This window comes from Actinoplanes hulinensis (genome assembly GCF_019429605.1).
Lineage (GTDB): Bacteria > Actinomycetota > Actinomycetes > Mycobacteriales > Micromonosporaceae > Actinoplanes > Actinoplanes campanulatus.
The window spans coordinates 17,527-33,763 of sequence record NZ_JAHXZI010000042.1 but is presented as its reverse complement, the minus strand read 5'-3'; the positions used below and the strand labels follow the sequence as shown (position 1 = coordinate 33,763).

10 protein-coding genes are annotated in these 16,237 nt (G+C 72.2%); 4 read left to right on the top strand and 6 right to left on the bottom strand.

The window, feature by feature from the left end:
- Positions 1 to 115 precede the first annotated feature (115 nt).
- From KZ829_RS41940 to KZ829_RS41930, 3 genes are all read right to left on the bottom strand, one after another.
- Positions 116 to 646, bottom strand: coding sequence for a hypothetical protein (locus tag KZ829_RS41940; protein WP_220149411.1), 531 nt, complete (start codon positions 644 to 646; stop codon positions 116 to 118).
- 144 nt (positions 647 to 790) lie between these two features.
- Positions 791 to 940, bottom strand: a complete 150-nt coding sequence (locus tag KZ829_RS41935; RefSeq protein ID WP_220149410.1) for a hypothetical protein — start codon at positions 938 to 940, stop codon at positions 791 to 793.
- Between the two features lie 2,625 nt (positions 941 to 3,565).
- Positions 3,566 to 4,075, bottom strand: coding sequence for a GNAT family N-acetyltransferase (locus KZ829_RS41930; RefSeq protein WP_220149414.1), 510 nt, complete (start codon positions 4,073 to 4,075; stop codon positions 3,566 to 3,568).
- Positions 4,076 to 4,695: 620 nt separating this feature from the next.
- On the opposite strand from KZ829_RS41930, the gene KZ829_RS41925 reads away from it, so the two are divergent.
- A complete protein-coding gene (locus tag KZ829_RS41925; RefSeq protein WP_220149409.1) occupies positions 4,696 to 5,517 on the top strand; it encodes a hypothetical protein in 822 nt (273 codons plus the stop codon).
- Here KZ829_RS41925 and KZ829_RS41920 read toward each other — a convergent pair.
- Together KZ829_RS41920 and KZ829_RS41915 are read right to left on the bottom strand one after the other, a co-directional pair.
- Positions 5,501 to 6,373 carry a MaoC family dehydratase gene (locus KZ829_RS41920; protein WP_220149408.1) on the bottom strand — a complete coding sequence of 291 codons (873 nt, stop codon included), beginning with the start codon at positions 6,371 to 6,373 and terminating at the stop codon, positions 5,501 to 5,503. The two genes, KZ829_RS41925 and KZ829_RS41920, sit on opposite strands and share 17 nt — an antisense overlap.
- 1 nt (position 6,374) lies before the next feature.
- Positions 6,375 to 7,715: a 3-oxoacyl-ACP reductase gene (locus tag KZ829_RS41915; RefSeq protein ID WP_220149407.1), complete on the bottom strand. Its 1,341-nt coding sequence runs from the start codon at positions 7,713 to 7,715 to the stop codon at positions 6,375 to 6,377.
- 51 nt (positions 7,716 to 7,766) lie between these two features.
- Between KZ829_RS41915 and KZ829_RS41910 the strand changes: the two genes are divergently transcribed.
- From KZ829_RS41910 to KZ829_RS41900, 3 genes are all read left to right on the top strand, one after another.
- Positions 7,767 to 9,044, top strand: a complete 1,278-nt coding sequence (locus tag KZ829_RS41910) for an acetyl-CoA C-acetyltransferase (RefSeq protein WP_220149413.1) — start codon at positions 7,767 to 7,769, stop codon at positions 9,042 to 9,044.
- Positions 9,045 to 9,125: 81 nt separating this feature from the next.
- A complete protein-coding gene (locus tag KZ829_RS41905) occupies positions 9,126 to 10,337 on the top strand; it encodes an acyl-CoA dehydrogenase family protein (RefSeq protein WP_220149406.1) in 1,212 nt (403 codons plus the stop codon).
- 72 nt (positions 10,338 to 10,409) lie between these two features.
- Positions 10,410 to 10,928, top strand: coding sequence for a DUF6879 family protein (locus KZ829_RS41900; protein WP_220149405.1), 519 nt, complete (start codon positions 10,410 to 10,412; stop codon positions 10,926 to 10,928).
- On the opposite strand, the gene KZ829_RS41895 is transcribed toward KZ829_RS41900, so the two are convergent.
- Positions 10,918 to 16,206, bottom strand: a complete 5,289-nt coding sequence (locus tag KZ829_RS41895) for a DUF3320 domain-containing protein (RefSeq protein ID WP_220149404.1) — start codon at positions 16,204 to 16,206, stop codon at positions 10,918 to 10,920. The genes KZ829_RS41900 and KZ829_RS41895 overlap by 11 nt on opposite strands.
- Positions 16,207 to 16,237: the final 31 nt, after the last annotated feature.

Sequence of the window (16,237 nt, the reverse complement as noted above, 5' to 3'; positions counted from 1 at the left end):
CGCTCCCCCGGGCGCTCCCCCACCACTCAACCCCCACACGGACCAGCCCCCAGTCCCTGGCCTCCCGGCGCTCCCAAACCGCTCAGCTCTCATTTCTCCAGGCCACGCGGCGGTCCTACGCGGTCGGCCCGGACGATGCGGCCACCGTCAGCGTGTACTCCACCTCCACCTCGAGAGTCCCCGACGTCCCGTGGATGGAGACGTGGTGCTCGCCGGCGCCGAGCGGATCGATCCGGGCCCATAGCCCGCACCCCGCACCCTGGGTGCTGCCGCCCACACCGGTCACCGGGTTACCCGCTCCGGCGACGAAGGTGATCGGCTCCTCCTCGAAACGCTCCAGCGGCACTTCGGCGCCGTCGAGCTCGACTACGCCCGAGGCCTCTGTCATGAAGGCGAAACAGTCCCACGCTCTGGTGGCGACCAGGTTGACCACTGGCACAACCACCGGCACACCGAGCGGAACCGTGCACCGCCGCTCGGCCCGGCCACCGAACGTCCCGGCGAGGAACCACACGTCCCCGGGCTGATTACGGGCGCAGTGCTCGCCGGTCTCGTCGATGACGGGATTGGTGCCCTCGGGCTCGGCGGCCGCCCACTCCCACCAGCGTGCCTGAATCGACCGCTCAGCCGGCGACTTCTCCGTCATCACCCTGCTCGCGCCGGTCGACCCGGTACAGCCGGCAAGGAGAAGAGCACAGACCGCCACCGCACCAGCACGAATCCGCATGATCAAGAACGCTAGCGACCTCCATCAACGCAGGCCACCCCGGCAGAAGCTCGTCACACAGACTCACCATTCACCCGGCGCCCGAACCCCCACCTCGCCCCAAACCGTCGTCGCCGTCGCCCACTCACCGTTGCCGTCGCCGTCGCCGTCGCCGTCGCCGTTGCCGTTGCCGTTGCCGTTGCCACCCTCAGCCTCCACACTGCCGATGGCCACCACAGCCCACCTCCACCGCCGCGCTCCGTAGACGCCTTGGTTGCCCTCTTCACACCCCCACTCCGTGTGCCGACGTCATCCTCGGATCCGGTTTGCGGATTCCGTCCGACAGCACGCAACCCAGACCGGTCCCCATCGCTCCCCTCCGTCGCAAACCATTTCCACCCGGTCTTCGCCGTCGCAACCTTTTCGACTGCTCTCCGCCGCCATTCTTCGCAGAGGATACGAAACAGAAGCACGAAAGCCAGCCCTCGAGGAACGACCGACAGGTTTGCAGAACCACCACAAATCGCGGAACCGCCACAACCGTCGTAGCGGCCGCCACTCCGGAGCACCTCCAATTGGCGAGACATTTGCCGCTTCGAACGGCAGTAATTCCGGGAGAAAGATGACATTCCCAGAACCACCTCAGCTCCCGTGACAGCTGACACTTCGAGAACCGCCACCGCCCCTCGAGTGGCTGACACTTCAAGGACCGCCACCGCGGCCCGAGTGGGTGACGCTTCCGGAGCGACCCCACCTTCCGGGCCGGCTAACGTCTCCGGGACGGCCTCAGCCACTGGAGCAGCCAACACCCGCGGGGTCGACACAGCTGTTGAGACAGCTGACGCACACAAAACCACTACAGCCGCCGGAGCAGCCGGCACCTCCGGAACGACCCCACCTTCCGGGCCGACTAACGTCTCCGGAACGGCCTCAGCCACAGGAACAGCCAACACCCGCGGGGTCGACACAGCTACTGAGACACCAGACGAACACGAAACCACTACAGCCGCCGGAGCAGCCAGCACTCCCGGAGCAACCAATGGTCTCGAGACCGGCGCGGCCCGCCGGGCCGGTCCGACCTCTGGAGCAGCTGTTGCCCGGGGGCCGGTTGCCACTTCCGAGACCGCCGCGACCGGCGGGACAGCGGACACTTCCGAGGTCATCGCGGCCAGCGGGACAGCCGACACCTCCAAACCCACCGCGGCGGACGGGGAGACGCTCCGCGCGGCGCCGACTCCCGGCCGGGAGTCGGGTGCCGTCGGACAGACCGGAACAACGCTGGGAGCAGCCCTTGCCGGTGGTGTGCGGTCGTCATGGCGGGCACGGCGCAGCTTTTCGGCATGGCGGCGCCGAAGACCCCATGCGCGGTGCCGCTCATGTTCACGACGGAATTCGTCGCGGGCCGCGGAATAGGTCCGCAACGCGGAACGATCGCGCATCTCGGCGATTTCTGCTCTTCCGAACAACGACGACTGCCTCATACGGTAATTCTCCCGAACCCTGGCTCAGAAGTGTAAGAAGTCGATCATGCCAACCTGGCGTCCCACTGCTTTGTAACGGCATATCAGCACGTACTGGAAGGTCTCACAGACTTCGCGCTACACGGTTATCGAGATCCATCGGCATTCGGCATGGGAGAAAGTCGCCGAAATGGCCGTGCTGACAGCGAGTCCCGGACCACGTCCGGTCGAATCGCCATAAGCAAGCGAGATTTGTCCGGAGATAATGCGATTCAACTGGAAAGGCGGCCACGGAACATGCGGGCAAGCGAAATCACCCGGTGAACCACCGCCATCACGGATCCGGTCCGCGGCGGCTGGATACGCCGGTGTCTGCCCCGGGCTGCATCTCACCTGCCACGGTCCAGCTCGGGAAGGGCATGCCGGGAAATCGACCACAATCGAACCCGATCCTGTCTCGACGGCTCGACGGCTCGACGGCTCGACGGCTCGACGGCTCGACGGCTCGACGGCTCGACGGCTCGACGGCTCGACGGCTCGACGGCTCGACGGCTCGACGGGCATCTTCCACGGGCAGGCGACGACCCCGTGGATCAGGCACGCTGGGGCTGGGCCAACGGCCCGGACAACCGCGCGGGCAAAACGACGGCGACGCAACCAGACCCGGACAACCGTACGAACTAGCGACGGCCAAGCAACAGACCCGGACGACCGCACGAACAAACGACGGCCAAGCAACAGACCCGGACGACCACACGAACAAACGACGGCCAAGCAACGAATATTAAAGCCGCTGGCATTGGCATGAGCCCGAACCGATGCCCTGCTCCTGCTTGCCGCGGGCCTTGCGCGGCATCGAGTCGATGTCCACAAGAGTCAGCACGCCGGCGGCGTCCGTCGAGCAGGGTGTCGCCGGCGGCGGCCCGTGACTGCCGTGCATGCTCGCGGGTGAATGCACTGCGAGAGCGAGCGCCGAGGGCGTGGATTCCGCGCCACGATAGGGGCGGCCTCGCCGTCCGGTTCGCACCCTTGTCCGTCGGCAGCCTCACCCGATCGGCGACAGCATCGTGCAGGACCGACCCGCCCGGCAAGCCGTCGGCAGCCTCACCCGATCGGCGACAGCATCGTGCAGGACCGACCCGCCCGGCAAGCCGTCGGCAGCCTCACCCGATCGGCGACAGCGTCATGCACGACCGACCTGCCCGGCAAGCCGTATCACCGGCATGAGGCCGGTCGACGGCACCGGAAGCGGACATCGACCGTCACGGCCGTCACCGGCGCGGCAGGGCCTGATCTCCTCTGTTCGGTGACCAGGTGACGAAAGCGTCGTAACTCCTGATCTTTTGGCTCGCAGGGGACCATCGTCGATGGTCCGAGGCTCAGAGAGGATTCCGGCTGGTCACGTCATCTCGCCGGCAAGGAGGTCCATCAGGAGGCCGTCGTGCCAGGTGCCGTCCGGGCCTCGCTCGTACCGGCGCATGACGCCGACCGGGCGGAAGCCGACCTTGGCGTAGCAGCGGATCGCCGCGTGGTTGTCGGCGGCGGGATCGATCACCAGGCGGTGGTGGCCGAGGTCGTCGATGAGATGCCGGGCTACGGTACGGACCGCGTCCGTACCCAGCCCGAGGCCGTGCACCTCCGGGCTGAGGTAGATGTCGATACCGGCGTGCCGATAGTCGGGGTCCGCCTCCTCGCTCCATTGGATGGCGCCGACGACGCGGTCCTCGTACAGGATGACGAGCACTCGCGTGCCGGGATCGGCGAGGTCCTCGGCTACGGTGGCGGCCAGGTCGTCGTCGCCGCCCCACCGCTGGTACACCTCGGGCGCCGCCCGGATCCGGGCGAGCGCCGCGATGTCGTCCCGGATCGCCGGCCGCAGCCGCACCATCGCGCCCGCGAGATCACCCATCCGCATGCCCTGGAACCTACCGAAGCCGCGTCTGCCGGATCAACGCGATAACGAGCCGGGCCGGCGCGGCAAGACGCCGGACGCCGGGTGCCGGACGCCCGGTGCCGGACGCCGGACGCCGGACGCCGGATGCCGTGTGCCGGGTGCCGGGTGCCGGGTGCCGGGTGCCGGGTGCCGGGTGCCGGGTGCCGGGTGCCGGGCCAGCGCGGCAGAACGCCGGATGCCGTGTCAACGCCGCAAGACGCCGGATGCCGAGGTGTCGTCACTGAGGTACCGGCTGGTCGGTAGCCCATCTCCACCGACATGCTCGAGCCGATCGTTCCGCCGCCGTGCGGTGCCTTTCCGGCCAGCGCGGGCGGTGAAAGCCACGGAGGAGGCCGACGCAAACCAGGAAAGCCACGAAGAAGGCCGACGCAAGCCGGAAAGCCACTAAGGAAATCGACGCAAACCAGGAAAGCCACGAACAAGGCCAACGCAAGCTAGGAAAGCCGCGGAGCGGGTCGGCGCGAGGATCCGGCTCCGCATGATCGGGGATGGCGATGAACGGCCAGGACGGTGTGGCCTGTCGGATCAACGACCGCGGGCCTTGATGACCTCGATCGCCGGGCATGGATTCACTCATGGCAGGTCAAGGTGCTGTTACCGAGAGGCCCGCTGAGCCCGGTCCCGCTCCGGAGACCGGCCGGCGGTCGCGGACGCCGGCGGTCGTCACCGCGGCGATGGGGGCGTTCGGGCTTCTCGGCGTCTTCGTGGCGGAGCAGGACGAACCGGCGAAGCTGTGGAACCTGGTGGTCGTGCTCCTCGCGACCGGGGCCACGGCGCTGACCGTGTGGCTGGCGCCGCGCCGTTGGATCGCCGGCGCGGTGGCGTCGGTACTTCTGGCGATCTCGGGGATGGCGTTGAATCCGTTCTACGGGAGCCGGGAGCCGGGTGCCGAGGTCCGGGGGCGCGAGAGCTCGCCGAGCAGCGCGCAGAACGTCGCTCCGGGACCCGGTGACGAGATCCGGATGCACGAGATCTGGCCGAGCAGCGCGCAGAACGTCGCGCATCCGTTGAACCGTCGTGACTGGGTGGCGACCCAGTTCCGGGTGCCCGGGTCCTGGATCCTGTCGGTGGAGGTCGCGGCGGGTGGGGAGGGAGCCCGGCTGCTGCTGGCCGTCGTCGACGAGCGGGGGACCGAGATCGCCTCGGGCGAGGCGGACGTCCGCGACTGGCGTGCCAAGGTCACCTTCCCGGTCCCGGTCGACGTCGCGAGGTATCAGGGCACACGGCTGTATCTGCGGGCGCACAACCTGTGGCCGGCGGCGGCCAGGGTGTATTTCACCCGGACCGACCTCGATCCGGGCGTCGGCACCTATGTGCGCTGCGAGCGACCGCGGTTGACCGACTGTCCCGACCCGGAGCCGCGCGACCTGAGCGCCATCGTCATCGGCCGGCGGTGACCGTGCCGGACAGGTGCGGCTGCCGCGAGTGGACGGTGAGTTCCCAGCCGGTGGCGGCCGGCGTCGCGGTGAACCGGACCGTGGCCGGCAGCAGGACGGGCTTCTTGAAGGCGACGTCGACGGTGTACGCGCCGGGGAGTCGGCCCTCCAGTGCGGCCAGACAGCGGGCCTTGGTCCACATGCCGTGGGCGATCGGGCGCGGGAAGCCGAAGAGCCGCGCCCCCAGCCGGGAGGTGTGGATCGGGTTGCGGTCGCCGGAGACCGCGGCGTAGTCACCGCCGACCCGGGCGGGCACCCGCCACACGGCCCCGCCCGCCGGGGACGGGCGCGAGCCGGTGAGGGAGCCACCGGAAGGCGGCGGTACGGCGTCGGCGGCGCGGGAGGCGTCGAGGCGCAGGTACGTGGAGACGCCCCGCCACACCTCGGCCCCGTCGACCGTGGCGGTGGCGACGACGTCGAACTGGCGCCCGCGCGGATGCTCCCGCAGGTCGGCGGCCCGGACCGACAGATCGAGCACCGCGCTCGACGGAATGGCCCGGCGCACGGTGATCCGGTTGGCGACGTGTACCAGGCCGATCAGGGGGACCGGAAAACCCTCCCCCGTCATCAGCCGCATGGCCAGCGGGAACGCCAGCACGTGCGGGTAGGTCGCGGGCAGCGTGTCGGTGAGCCGGAACCCGCAGACCCGGTCGTACACGGCCAGGTGCCCCGGGTCGACCGTCACGCCCCGGTGCTGGACCTCGACGTCGGGAAGTGTGTCGCCGGAGCGGCCGAAGCCGGGCAGCAGGCCGAGGGCGGCCCGGGCGTACGCGGCCGTGGTGCCCGGCCCTTCACTGAGCTCGACGACCGCCACCATGTCAGGCCCCGAGCAGGCTCTGACCGCAGACCCGGACCACGTTGCCGGTGATCGTCGCCGACCCGGGCGAGGCGAGCCAGGCGATCGTCTCGGCCACGTCGACCGGCAGGCCGCCCTGGGACATGCTGTTGAGCCGCCGTCCGGCCTCGCGCAGCCCGATCGGCATCTTCGCGGTCATCGCCGTCTCGATGAAGCCGGGCGCCACCGCGTTGATGGTGATGCCGCGTGGGAGCAGCAGCGGGGCGTACGCCTGGACCCTGCCGATCACGCCGGCTTTGCTGGTGGCGTAGTTGGTCTGTCCGCGGTTCCCGGCGATGCCGGCGATCGAGGCGACGCCGACGATCCGCCCGCCGGAGCCGATGAGCCCGCGTTCCAGCAGCAGTTCGTCGACGCGTTCCGGGGCGGTCAGGTTGACGCCGATCACCGAGTCCCACCGGTCCTCGGACATCCGGGCGATCGTCTTGTCCCGGGTGATGCCGGCGTTGTGCACGACGATGTCGACGCCGGCGTGCGGCCCGGCGGCCAGGTATCCGGCGAGGCGCTCGGGCGCGTCGTCGGCGGTGAGGTCGAGTTGCAGGGCGCGGCCGCGGGTCTCGTTGGCCACGTCGGCGAGGGCGTCGCCGGCGGCCGGCACGTCGAGCGCGATCACGTCGGCGCCGTCGCGGGCCAGCACCCGGGCGATGGCCGCGCCGATGCCCCGGGCCGCGCCGGTGACCAGGGCGAGTCTGCCGTCGAGGGGCCGGTCCCAGTCGGCCGGGGCGGGCACGTCGCCGGCGCCGACCCGGACGACCTGGCCGGAGACGTACGCCGAGCGGCCGCTGAGCAGGAAGCGCAGCGTCGACTCGACGGCCTGCTCGCCGCCGGGCGCCACGTAGACGAGCTGCGCGGTCACCCCGCGCCCGAATTCCTTGCCGATGCTGCGGGTCAGGCCTTCCAGGCTCCGCTGCGCGGTCGCCTCGGCCGGCGAGGCGGTGGCTTCCGGTGGGGTGCCGAGCACCAGCACGCGGCCGGAGACCTCCAGGGAGCGGGCGTACGGGTGGAAGAAGTCGTAGAGTGCCCGCAGCCCGGTGCTGTCGGTGATCCCGGTGGCGTCGAGGACGAGTGCGCTCACCCGTACCCCGTCCTGGGTTTGATCGGTGACCTCCGCGCCCGCCGCGCCCAGAAGCTTGCGGATCGGCTCGGAGAGCCGGCCGCCCGGCGCCGCGCCCAGCAGGACCGGCCCGCTGACCAGCGGATCTCCGGCCCGGTGGCGGCGCAGCCGGGGCGGATCAGGCAGCCCGAGGCGCTTGACCACGGTCCGGCCGAGACCGGAGTTGGCGAAGTTCGCGTACCTGTCAGCCATGCGAGTAGCCTACCGGTGAGTAACCGAGATTCTTCGATGTGGAGGATAGTCGTGGTGGACGTGCGCCGTGTGGCCGTGCTGGGCGGGAACCGGATTCCGTTCGCCCGATCCAACAGCCGCTACGCCGAGGCATCGAACCAGGACATGCTGACCGCCGCGCTGGACGGGCTGATCGCCCGGTTCGGGCTGGCCGGTGAGCGGCTCGGTGAGGTCGTGGCGGGGGCCGTGCTGAAGCACTCGCGCGACTTCAACCTGACCCGGGAGACGGTGCTCGGCTCGCGGCTGGACCCGCGCACCCCGGCCTACGACATCCAGCAGGCCTGCGGGACCGGTCTGGAGGCGGCCGTCCTGGTGGCCAACAAGATCGCGCTCGGGCAGATCGACTCCGGTGTGGCCGGTGGCGTGGACACCACCTCGGACGCTCCGTTGCAGCTCAACGAGGACATGCGGCGCGCTCTGCTCCAGCTGAACCGGGCCCGGAGCCTCGGCGACCGGCTCCGGGCGGTGGCCAAGTTGCGCCCGCAGCACGCGCTCCGGCCGGAGCTGCCGCGCAACGCGGAGCCGCGGACCGGGCTGTCGATGGGCGAGCACGCGGCGGTCACGGCCCTGCGGTGGAACATCGGGCGGGCCGACCAGGACGAGCTGGCGCTCACCTCCCACCAGCGGCTCGCGGAGGCGTACGATCGCGGCTTTTTCGATGATCTTCTGACGCCCTATCTGGGGCTGACCCGGGACCAGAACCTGCGCGCGGACACCAGCCTGGAGAAACTCGCGAGACTGAAGCCGGTGTACGGCGAGGAGAACGCCACGATGACGGCGGGCAACTCGACGCCGCTCACCGACGGCGCCTCGACCGTGCTGCTCGCCTCCGAGGAGTGGGCGGCCGCGCATTCGCTGCCGGTGCTGGCCTGGTTCGCCGACTCGGAGACCGCGGCGGTCGACTACGTGCACGGTGACGAGGGTCTGCTCATGGCGCCCGCCTACGCGGTGCCCCGGATGCTGGCCCGCAACGGCCTCACCCTGCAGGACTTCGATTACTACGAGATCCACGAGGCGTTCGCGTCGCAGGTGCTGGCCACCCTCGCGGCGTGGGAGTCGCCCGAGTTCTGCAAGGAGAAGCTCGGCCTGGACGCCCCGCTCGGCTCGATCGACCGGGCGAAGCTGAACGTCAACGGTTCCTCGCTGGCGGCCGGTCACCCGTTCGCGGCGACCGGCGGCCGCATCGTCGCGTCGCTGGCCAAGCAGCTCGCGTCGAAGGGTTCGGGCCGGGGCCTGATCTCCATCTGCGCGGCCGGTGGTCAGGGCGTGGTGGCGATCCTGGAGCGTTGAGACCCATTGATGGGTCTTGTCCCGGAAGTTACGCCCTCGTAAGGTTACCGGCGAGTTAACCTGCCGGCGGAGGGGCTGACCGTGGAGTTCTGGCTCGACCTCAACGACGAACAGCGCGAGCTGCGCGACTGGGTGCACGGGTTCGCCGAATCGGTGGTCCGGCCCGCGGCCGCGGAGTGGGACGAGCGCGAGGAGACTCCCTGGCCGGTCCTCCAGGAGGCCGCGAAGATCGGCCTGTACGGGTTCGAGTTCCTCGCCAACACCTGGTCGGACACGTCCGGGCTGAGTCTGCCGGTCGCCAACGAGGAGCTGTTCTGGGGCGACGGCGGCATCGGCATGGCGATCTCCGGCACGTCGCTCGCGGTGGCCGCGATCTTCGGCTCGGGTACGCCGGATCAGCTGGTCGAGTGGGTGCCGCAGTGCTTCGGTGACGCCGCCGACCCCAAGGTGGGCGCGTTCTGCAGCACCGAGCCGGAGGCCGGTTCGGATGTGGCGTCGATGCGGACCCGGGCGGTCTACCACGAGGCGACCGACGAGTGGGTGATCAGCGGGCAGAAGGCGTACGCCACCAACGGCGGGATCGCCCACGTGCACGTGGTGACGGCCAGTGTCGACCCGTCGCTGGGTTCCCGGGGGCAGGCCGCGTTCGTCGTGCCGCCCGGGACCAAGGGCCTGGCCGGGACGAAGAAGCTGAAGAAGCTGGGGCTGCGGGCCTCGCACACGGCCGACGTGTTCCTCGACGACGTCCGGGTGCCCGGCAGCTGCCTGCTCGGCGGCAAGGAGGCGCTGGACAAGCGGCTCGCCAAGGCGCGTGAGGGGCAGAAGCGGTCCGGCCAGGCGGCGATGCGGACGTTCGAGCTGTCCCGGCCGGCGGTCGGCGCGCAGGCGATCGGCATCGCCCGGGCCGCCTATGAGTACGCGCTGGAGTACGCGAAGACCCGGGTCCAGTTCGGCCGCCCGATCATCGAGAACCAGGCGGTCGCGTTCGCGCTGGCCGACATGCGGATGGAGATCGACGCGGCCCGGCTGCTGGTGTGGCGGGCGGCGTGGATGGGCCGCAACGAACGGCCGTTCACCGCGGGCGAGGGCTCGATGTCGAAGCTGAAGGCCGGTGAGGTGGCGGTCGCGGTCACCGGGAAGGCGGTGCAGATCCTCGGCGGCGCCGGCTATCTGCGTGAGCATCCGGTCGAGCGGATGCTCCGGGACGCCAAGATCTACACGATCTTCGAGGGCACCTCGGAGATCCAGCGGCTGGTGATCGCACGCGCCATCTCCGGCGTGCAGATCCGCTGACGTTTTCCCTCCACGTGCGTCAACGTCACGGGCGGGCTGGACCGGTCTCGTCCACTGTGGTCAAGGTGGGACATGCGGCTGCTTCGGGGTGACGCGTTCGACGGGCTGTTCCGGTCCTTCGAACGGACGGCGTTCCACCTGGAGGTGCGGGACGTCTATCACACGCGGGAGGAGTCGGCGCCGTTCCAGCGGTTCCTCGACGGCGAACCGGACGACCTGGGCTGGCAGCGGCCGTGGCTGGAGCTGGTCCGGGAGGTCACCGACGCGGGCCGCAGCGTCCGGCGGCTGCGGGTGGTGCCGGTGCCTCATCTGGACTACACGCGGTGGCTGCTGAGCATCTCCGGGTTCAACGTCGAGGCCGGCGAGGACATCCGCTGGCTGCCCCGGCCGGAGGCGGGCGGGCTGGCGGTCGCCTTCGACGACTTCTGGCTGTTCGACGACCGCCGGGTGGTGTTCACCCTGTTCGGTCCGGACGGCGGGTTCGCCGGGGGCGCGCTCACCGAGGATCCGGCGATCGTCCGGCACTGCGCGCGGACCCGGACGACCCTGTGGACCGCCGGGACCCCGCACGACGACTACGTCAAAGGTTGACCCCGGTCCACACCGGCCGGCCGGCCTCCTCCCGGCGCGGCAGCATCGCCGGGTCGGGCAGGTCGAGCAGGTCGTTCGCCGGGGCGGCGATCAGCCCGTTGCGGTGCGCGATCAGCCGGTCCGCCTCGACCAGGTCGTCGAGCATCGCCGCGAGCCGGGCCGCGCCCGCCCGGTTGCCGCTCCAGCCGAACAGCCGCCCGGCCGCGGCCAGCAGGTCCTCCCCCTCGACCAGGCCGGCGTCGAGGACCAGGTACTCCAGGGCGAGCTGGATCTCGGCGTCGGCGACCTGCTCGGGTCTGCGGGTGACCCCGTCGGCGGGCACCCGTACGGCGGGGATCGGGGCGTCCGGGGCGGTCACGAAGGTGCCGTCGAAGCCGGCGCGGGAGTCGCGGACGGCCGTCTCGATCGCCGCCTTGACCTGCTGGGTGAGGCGGGCCATGCCCCAGCCGTCACGGATCCGCCGGCTCAGCGTGGCCAGGTGCACCGGGCCCTCCACTTCGGCGATCCGCTCGACGGCCTCGATCAGCAGCTGCCGGGCCACCGCGTCGGCGAGGCGGGTGGTGGCCGGCAGCGGCTCGATCACGGCGCGCTCGTAGGGCAGCGCCCACTCGGGCCGCTGCGCCGGGCGAGCGGTCAGCGTCTCGTCCTCGGTCTCGGCGAAGACGTCCGGGATGGCCAGGGCGCTCTCGACCGCCGTCCGGAGCCGGGCCTCCTCGTTCTCCCGGTCGTGGTACCACGCGACCGACCAGATCCGGTGCAGGTGCCAGCCGAGGCTGTGCAGCACCTGCTCGTGCAGGCGGTCCCGGTCCCGGGCGACCGGGGACAGCTGGTAGCCGGGGCCGTCGCAGCGGACGCCGAGGGCGTACGACTCGCGGGTGTCGTCCGGGTGGCGCACCCCGATCTCGACCCGGTAGCGGCCCGCGCCGGACCGGGTGTGCACCGGGTAGCCCCAGTTCTCCAGGGTCTCCCGGATCGACTCCTCGATCGGGGAGGGCTCCTGCTCGGTGGGCGCCGGCCCGCCGCGCTCGGCGTAGTCGAGGTATGCGGCGAGCCGGCGTTCCCCCTCGTCGGCGGGTTCCTCACGGTCCCCGGCGCCGATCGCCGACACCACCTCGACCCGGTGCCGGGCCCGGGTGACGGCGACGGCGAGCCGCCGTGCGCCGGTGGGGCCGCCGGCCGCGTCCAGGCTCGCGCCGGTGGACAGGATGATCACGTCGCGTTCGTCGCCCTGTGCCGTCTCGGCGCCCTCGACCACGAAGTCGCCGAGGAAGCCCTCCAGGTCGGGGCGCCCGGCCAGTTCGGCCTCGACGGCGTCGGCGATCTCGTCGGCGTGGCCGGCGGTGAGTGTCACGACGCCCAGCGACAGCGACGGCCGGGTGGTGAGGTGGTGCAGGACCCGTTCGGCGACCAGGCGGGCCTCGCTCGTGTCCACGGCCGGGTGGAGCTGGACGCCGAGATCCTCGCCGGACGGGTGCGGGCTCGGGAAGGTGTTCAGCCGGCCCTGGTAGAAGGCCTGGTTGGCGAAGGCGATCAGGCTCTCGTGCCGGCTGCGGTAGTGCCAGGTGAGGGCGAGCCGGGTGAACGCGCCGCAGTCGTTCGCCACCACCAGCACCGACGGCTGGTCGCCGGCCGGTGGCAGCTGGGCGTCGTCGCCGACGATCACCAGGGACGCACCCCGGTAGGCGCAGGCCGCCGCGGCCGCCGGGGTCATCCGGGAGGCCTCGTCGATCACCACGACGTCGAAGGACGCCTCGGCCGGCAGCAGGCGGCTCACCGCGGCGGGCGGCATGACCAGGCACGGTTTGAGGGCGGCGACCGTGTCCCAGGCGCCGGCGAGCAGGTCGCGTACCGGGAGGTGGCCGTCGTTCTTGAGGCCCTCGGCGCGGATCAGCGCGGCGCCGTCTCCACCGGTGACCTCCGGCCGCCGCCGGCCGAGCACCTCGATGACCGCTTCGGCGGCGTCGGTGAGCAGCTCGGAGTCCAGGCGGCGGAACCCGGCGGCCAGCTCGTCGCGGTTGACCCCGGCGGCCGGCTGGAGCCGCTCGTCCTCGGCCAGGACGTGGTCGGTCCACGCCCGGTACGCGCTGCGTTCCAGCACGTCACCGAGCCGCTTCACGTCCACCGAGTGGTCGGCGCAGAAGTCGATGGCGGTGTCCATCCCGTACTCGGCGAGGACCGCGCGAGCCTCCAGGTACTGGAACCACTCCTGCTGGCCGGTGTCGTCGTCGAGCAGGTCGCGCAGCAGGTCGTGGGCTGTCTCGTAGCGGTCCAGGGTGGTGCCGAGCCGGACCTGCCGGGCCGGGCCGAAGGCGTCCAGGATGCGCTGCCGGGCCTCCTGCCATGCCGTGATCGCCGGGGTCAGGTCGGGGGTGGGGCGGCCCGCGGTCAGCGCCTCGGCCTGTTCGCCGGTGAGCGCGGTGTCGGCGCCGGTGCGCAGCGTACGGGCGTGCGCCGTCCACTCGATGGCGTCCTCGAGGGCTCGCAGGTCGGTGTGCCGTCCCTGGAACACCGGCCCGAGGGTGGTCTCGAAGGACCGGCTCGCGGCGGCGAACGCGTCCTCGGCGTCGATCACGCCCTGCCGTACCTCGATGATCCCGGCGGCCTCGGCGCCGTTGAGGTCCCGGCCGATGGCGTCGCCGAGCTGCCGCAGGATCGCGGCGGTGTCGCGCAGCGGCGCCACCTGGGCGCGCAGCCACGCGATCGCCTCGTGCACCGGGCCGTGGCCGAGTTCCGGCCGCCCGGCCGGGTCGGGTTCCGGCCGCAGGGTGCCCCGCCAGTACCGGAACACGTCGCGGGCCTCGGTGACGGCCCGGACCAGGTCGTCGGCCGGGTGCACCGCGCAGACGTAGTCGATGACCGCGGGCAGCGCCTCGGGCGGGGTGACCCGCAGCACCTCGCCGGCCGTCTGGAGGGCCCGGCCGATCGCCGGGAAGTCGGTGTCGGCCCGGCTCCAGAAGCGCCCGAGCAGGCCGGCGTGCTGTCTCTCGGCGGCGATCAGGCCCTCGTGGGCGCGCCGCCAGGCTACGGCCAGCCCGAGTTCGGCGATCGCGTCGTCGACGGTGACGCCCGGCTGGATGAACCCGGCCACCGTCTCCCGGTCGCGCCGGTACGGGGCGAGCAGCTTGCGGGCGCCGCGGTGCAGGGTGGCGAACCGCTCGGCGAGGTCCTCGACCGGCTCGGTGAGCACCGCGCCGGTGAAGATCTCGTGCGCGGCGGCGCGGGCCGCGGCGACCGCGTCGATGTGCAGCCGCAGCGTGCTCGCGGCGTTGTGCACGGCGGACTGGGCGCCGGGGGCGAACCACGTCTTCTCCGGCTTGTCCGGGCGGCCGCCCAGCTCGGCGACGAGGTGCACCAGTTCGACGTCGGAGAAGGTGACCACGTCCGGCAGGCCGAGCCGGACGGTGGCCCGCTCCAGGTTCTTCTGCTGGTGCTCCAGCTCGTCGGCGTCCGCGGCGAACCGGCCGGCCAGCGCCTTGGCCTCCTCCGCGGTGAGCGGTTCGAGCCGGACCGCGGGCGGGTTCAGCCGGGGTGGCTCGGGCAGGGCGTCCAGGTTCATCGGGGCGGCCAGGGTCTCCCAGCCGACACCGGCCCGGTTGCGGACCGCCTCGGCGGCCCGGCGGGACACGTCGATGCGCTGGGCGAGTTCCTCGGCGGCGGTCCGGACCGGGCGCAGGGTGTTCGCCGTGAGCCACTGGTCGGCGACGCCGGGCGGGCGCTGCGCGGCGTGTTCGGCGATCTCCCCGAGGGTGGCCGCGTCGTCCGGCGCCCGCAGGTGGAAGGCGGCGGCGATGGGCCCGTTCACGGCGACGGCGCCGGCCAGGTCCTCCAGGGCGAGCTGGGCCTCCAGCAGGGTCTCGTCGAGCGGTTCGCGTTCGGCGACCTCGCGCCAGCGGTAGCCGCTGCGCTCGGTGGCCGGGCGCCAGGCCCCGGTCAGGCGGTCCGCGGCGTCACGGATCCGGTCCAGGACCTCGTCGGTCAGGGCGGCGGCGGGCAGGGCCGGGGCCGGCGCCTCCGGCAGGCCCGCCAGCCGGGCGAATCGGCCGGCCACCTCGTACAGGCTGCGGCCGAGCGGGTGGCGGATCTCGTTGACGGCTTCGGCGTACGCGTTGAGCCGCTCCCGCCGGTCCCGCAGCTCCTGGCGTGCCTCGTCGCCCATCGGGGTGCCGGGCAGCGGGTCCGCCTCCAGCGCGGCGGCCAGCGTGGCCGCGACATGCCGGCGGGACACCCGGTCGCCGTGCAGGTCGAGGAGGTAGTTGCCGAGCCCGGTGTCGGCCAGCCGGTGCTGGACGCTGTTCAGGGCGGCCGCCTTCTCGGAGACGACCAGCACCCGTTTCCCGGCGTGGGCGAGCGCGCCGACCATGTTGGCGATGGTCTGCGACTTGCCGGTGCCGGGCGGGCCGTCGACGACGAAGCTGTGGCCCTCGCAGGCGGCGGCCACGCAGGCGCGCTGCCCGGCGTCGGCGTCCAGCACGAGTGGCACGTCGTCGGGCGGGGCGAGCACGTCGATCTCGTCCGCGGTGATCGGGGCGAAGGTGAACGCGCCCTCGGTGCCGGCGGCGGTGGCCAGCGCCCGGACCACCGGGTGGGCGAGGATCCGGTCCTCGTTCTCGGTCAGGTCGCGGCGGATCGCCTCGACGGCCGGGTCGAAGCGGGCCAGCACGGCCAGGTCGGCGGTGTGCCAGCCGGGCCGGCCGGCGCCGGCGACCTCGGCGGTGAGCGCCGCGATGTCCAGGCCGGCCAGGTCGCCGCTCTCGGGCAGGGTGACGCCGAGGCGGGCGAGCCGGGCGGCGAGGGCCGGGTTGACCATCGGGTCGCCGCTGCCGGCGCGCAGCCGGGGCACCTCGCCCGGGCCGAGGACGACCAGGTCGACCGGGATCAGCAGCAGCGGGCTGGCGTAGCCGGCGCCGTCGCCGTCCTGCCAGTGCAGCAGCCCGGCCGCCAGGTAGAGCACGTCCACCCCGCGGTCGGCCCGTTCCAGGCGGGTCTGCCGGCGCAGGCGGCGCAGCAGCGGCCGGAGCACCCCGTCCGGCAGGTCGGTACGCAGGCTGCCCTTCTCCGCCCCGGCCCCGGACAGGGTGCAGTCCCGGCCGTGGCGCAGCGCCTCGACGACGCCGGCCGGGTTCGGGGAGACGATCTCCACCAGGTCGGCGCCGCCGCGTGGCAGGTTGACGAGGCGGTCGGGGCCGCCCGGATCGACGAGCCCGTCCCGCCAGGCAGCGAGCGCCGCCCGGGCGTCCTCGCCCGGATCGGGGTGTCGTTCAGGATCGTCCGGCCGCATGTGCCCATTGCAGCAAGGCAGCCGCAGCCAT

Bases quoted from the DNA above. Each gene is read 5' to 3' on its own strand.
- KZ829_RS41940 (WP_220149411.1), bottom strand. From the start codon at position 646: ATGACGGAGAAGTCGCCGGCTGAGCGGTCGATTCAGGCACGCTGGTGG.
- KZ829_RS41930 (WP_220149414.1), bottom strand. From the start codon at position 4,075: ATGGGTGATCTCGCGGGCGCGATGGTGCGGCTGCGGCCGGCGATCCGG.
- KZ829_RS41925 (WP_220149409.1), top strand. From the start codon at position 4,696: ATGGCAGGTCAAGGTGCTGTTACCGAGAGGCCCGCTGAGCCCGGTCCC.
- KZ829_RS41920 (WP_220149408.1), bottom strand. From the start codon at position 6,373: ATGGTGGCGGTCGTCGAGCTCAGTGAAGGGCCGGGCACCACGGCCGCG.
- KZ829_RS41915 (WP_220149407.1), bottom strand. From the start codon at position 7,715: ATGGCTGACAGGTACGCGAACTTCGCCAACTCCGGTCTCGGCCGGACC.
- KZ829_RS41900 (WP_220149405.1), top strand. From the start codon at position 10,410: ATGCGGCTGCTTCGGGGTGACGCGTTCGACGGGCTGTTCCGGTCCTTC.
- KZ829_RS41895 (WP_220149404.1), bottom strand. From the start codon at position 16,206: ATGCGGCCGGACGATCCTGAACGACACCCCGATCCGGGCGAGGACGCC.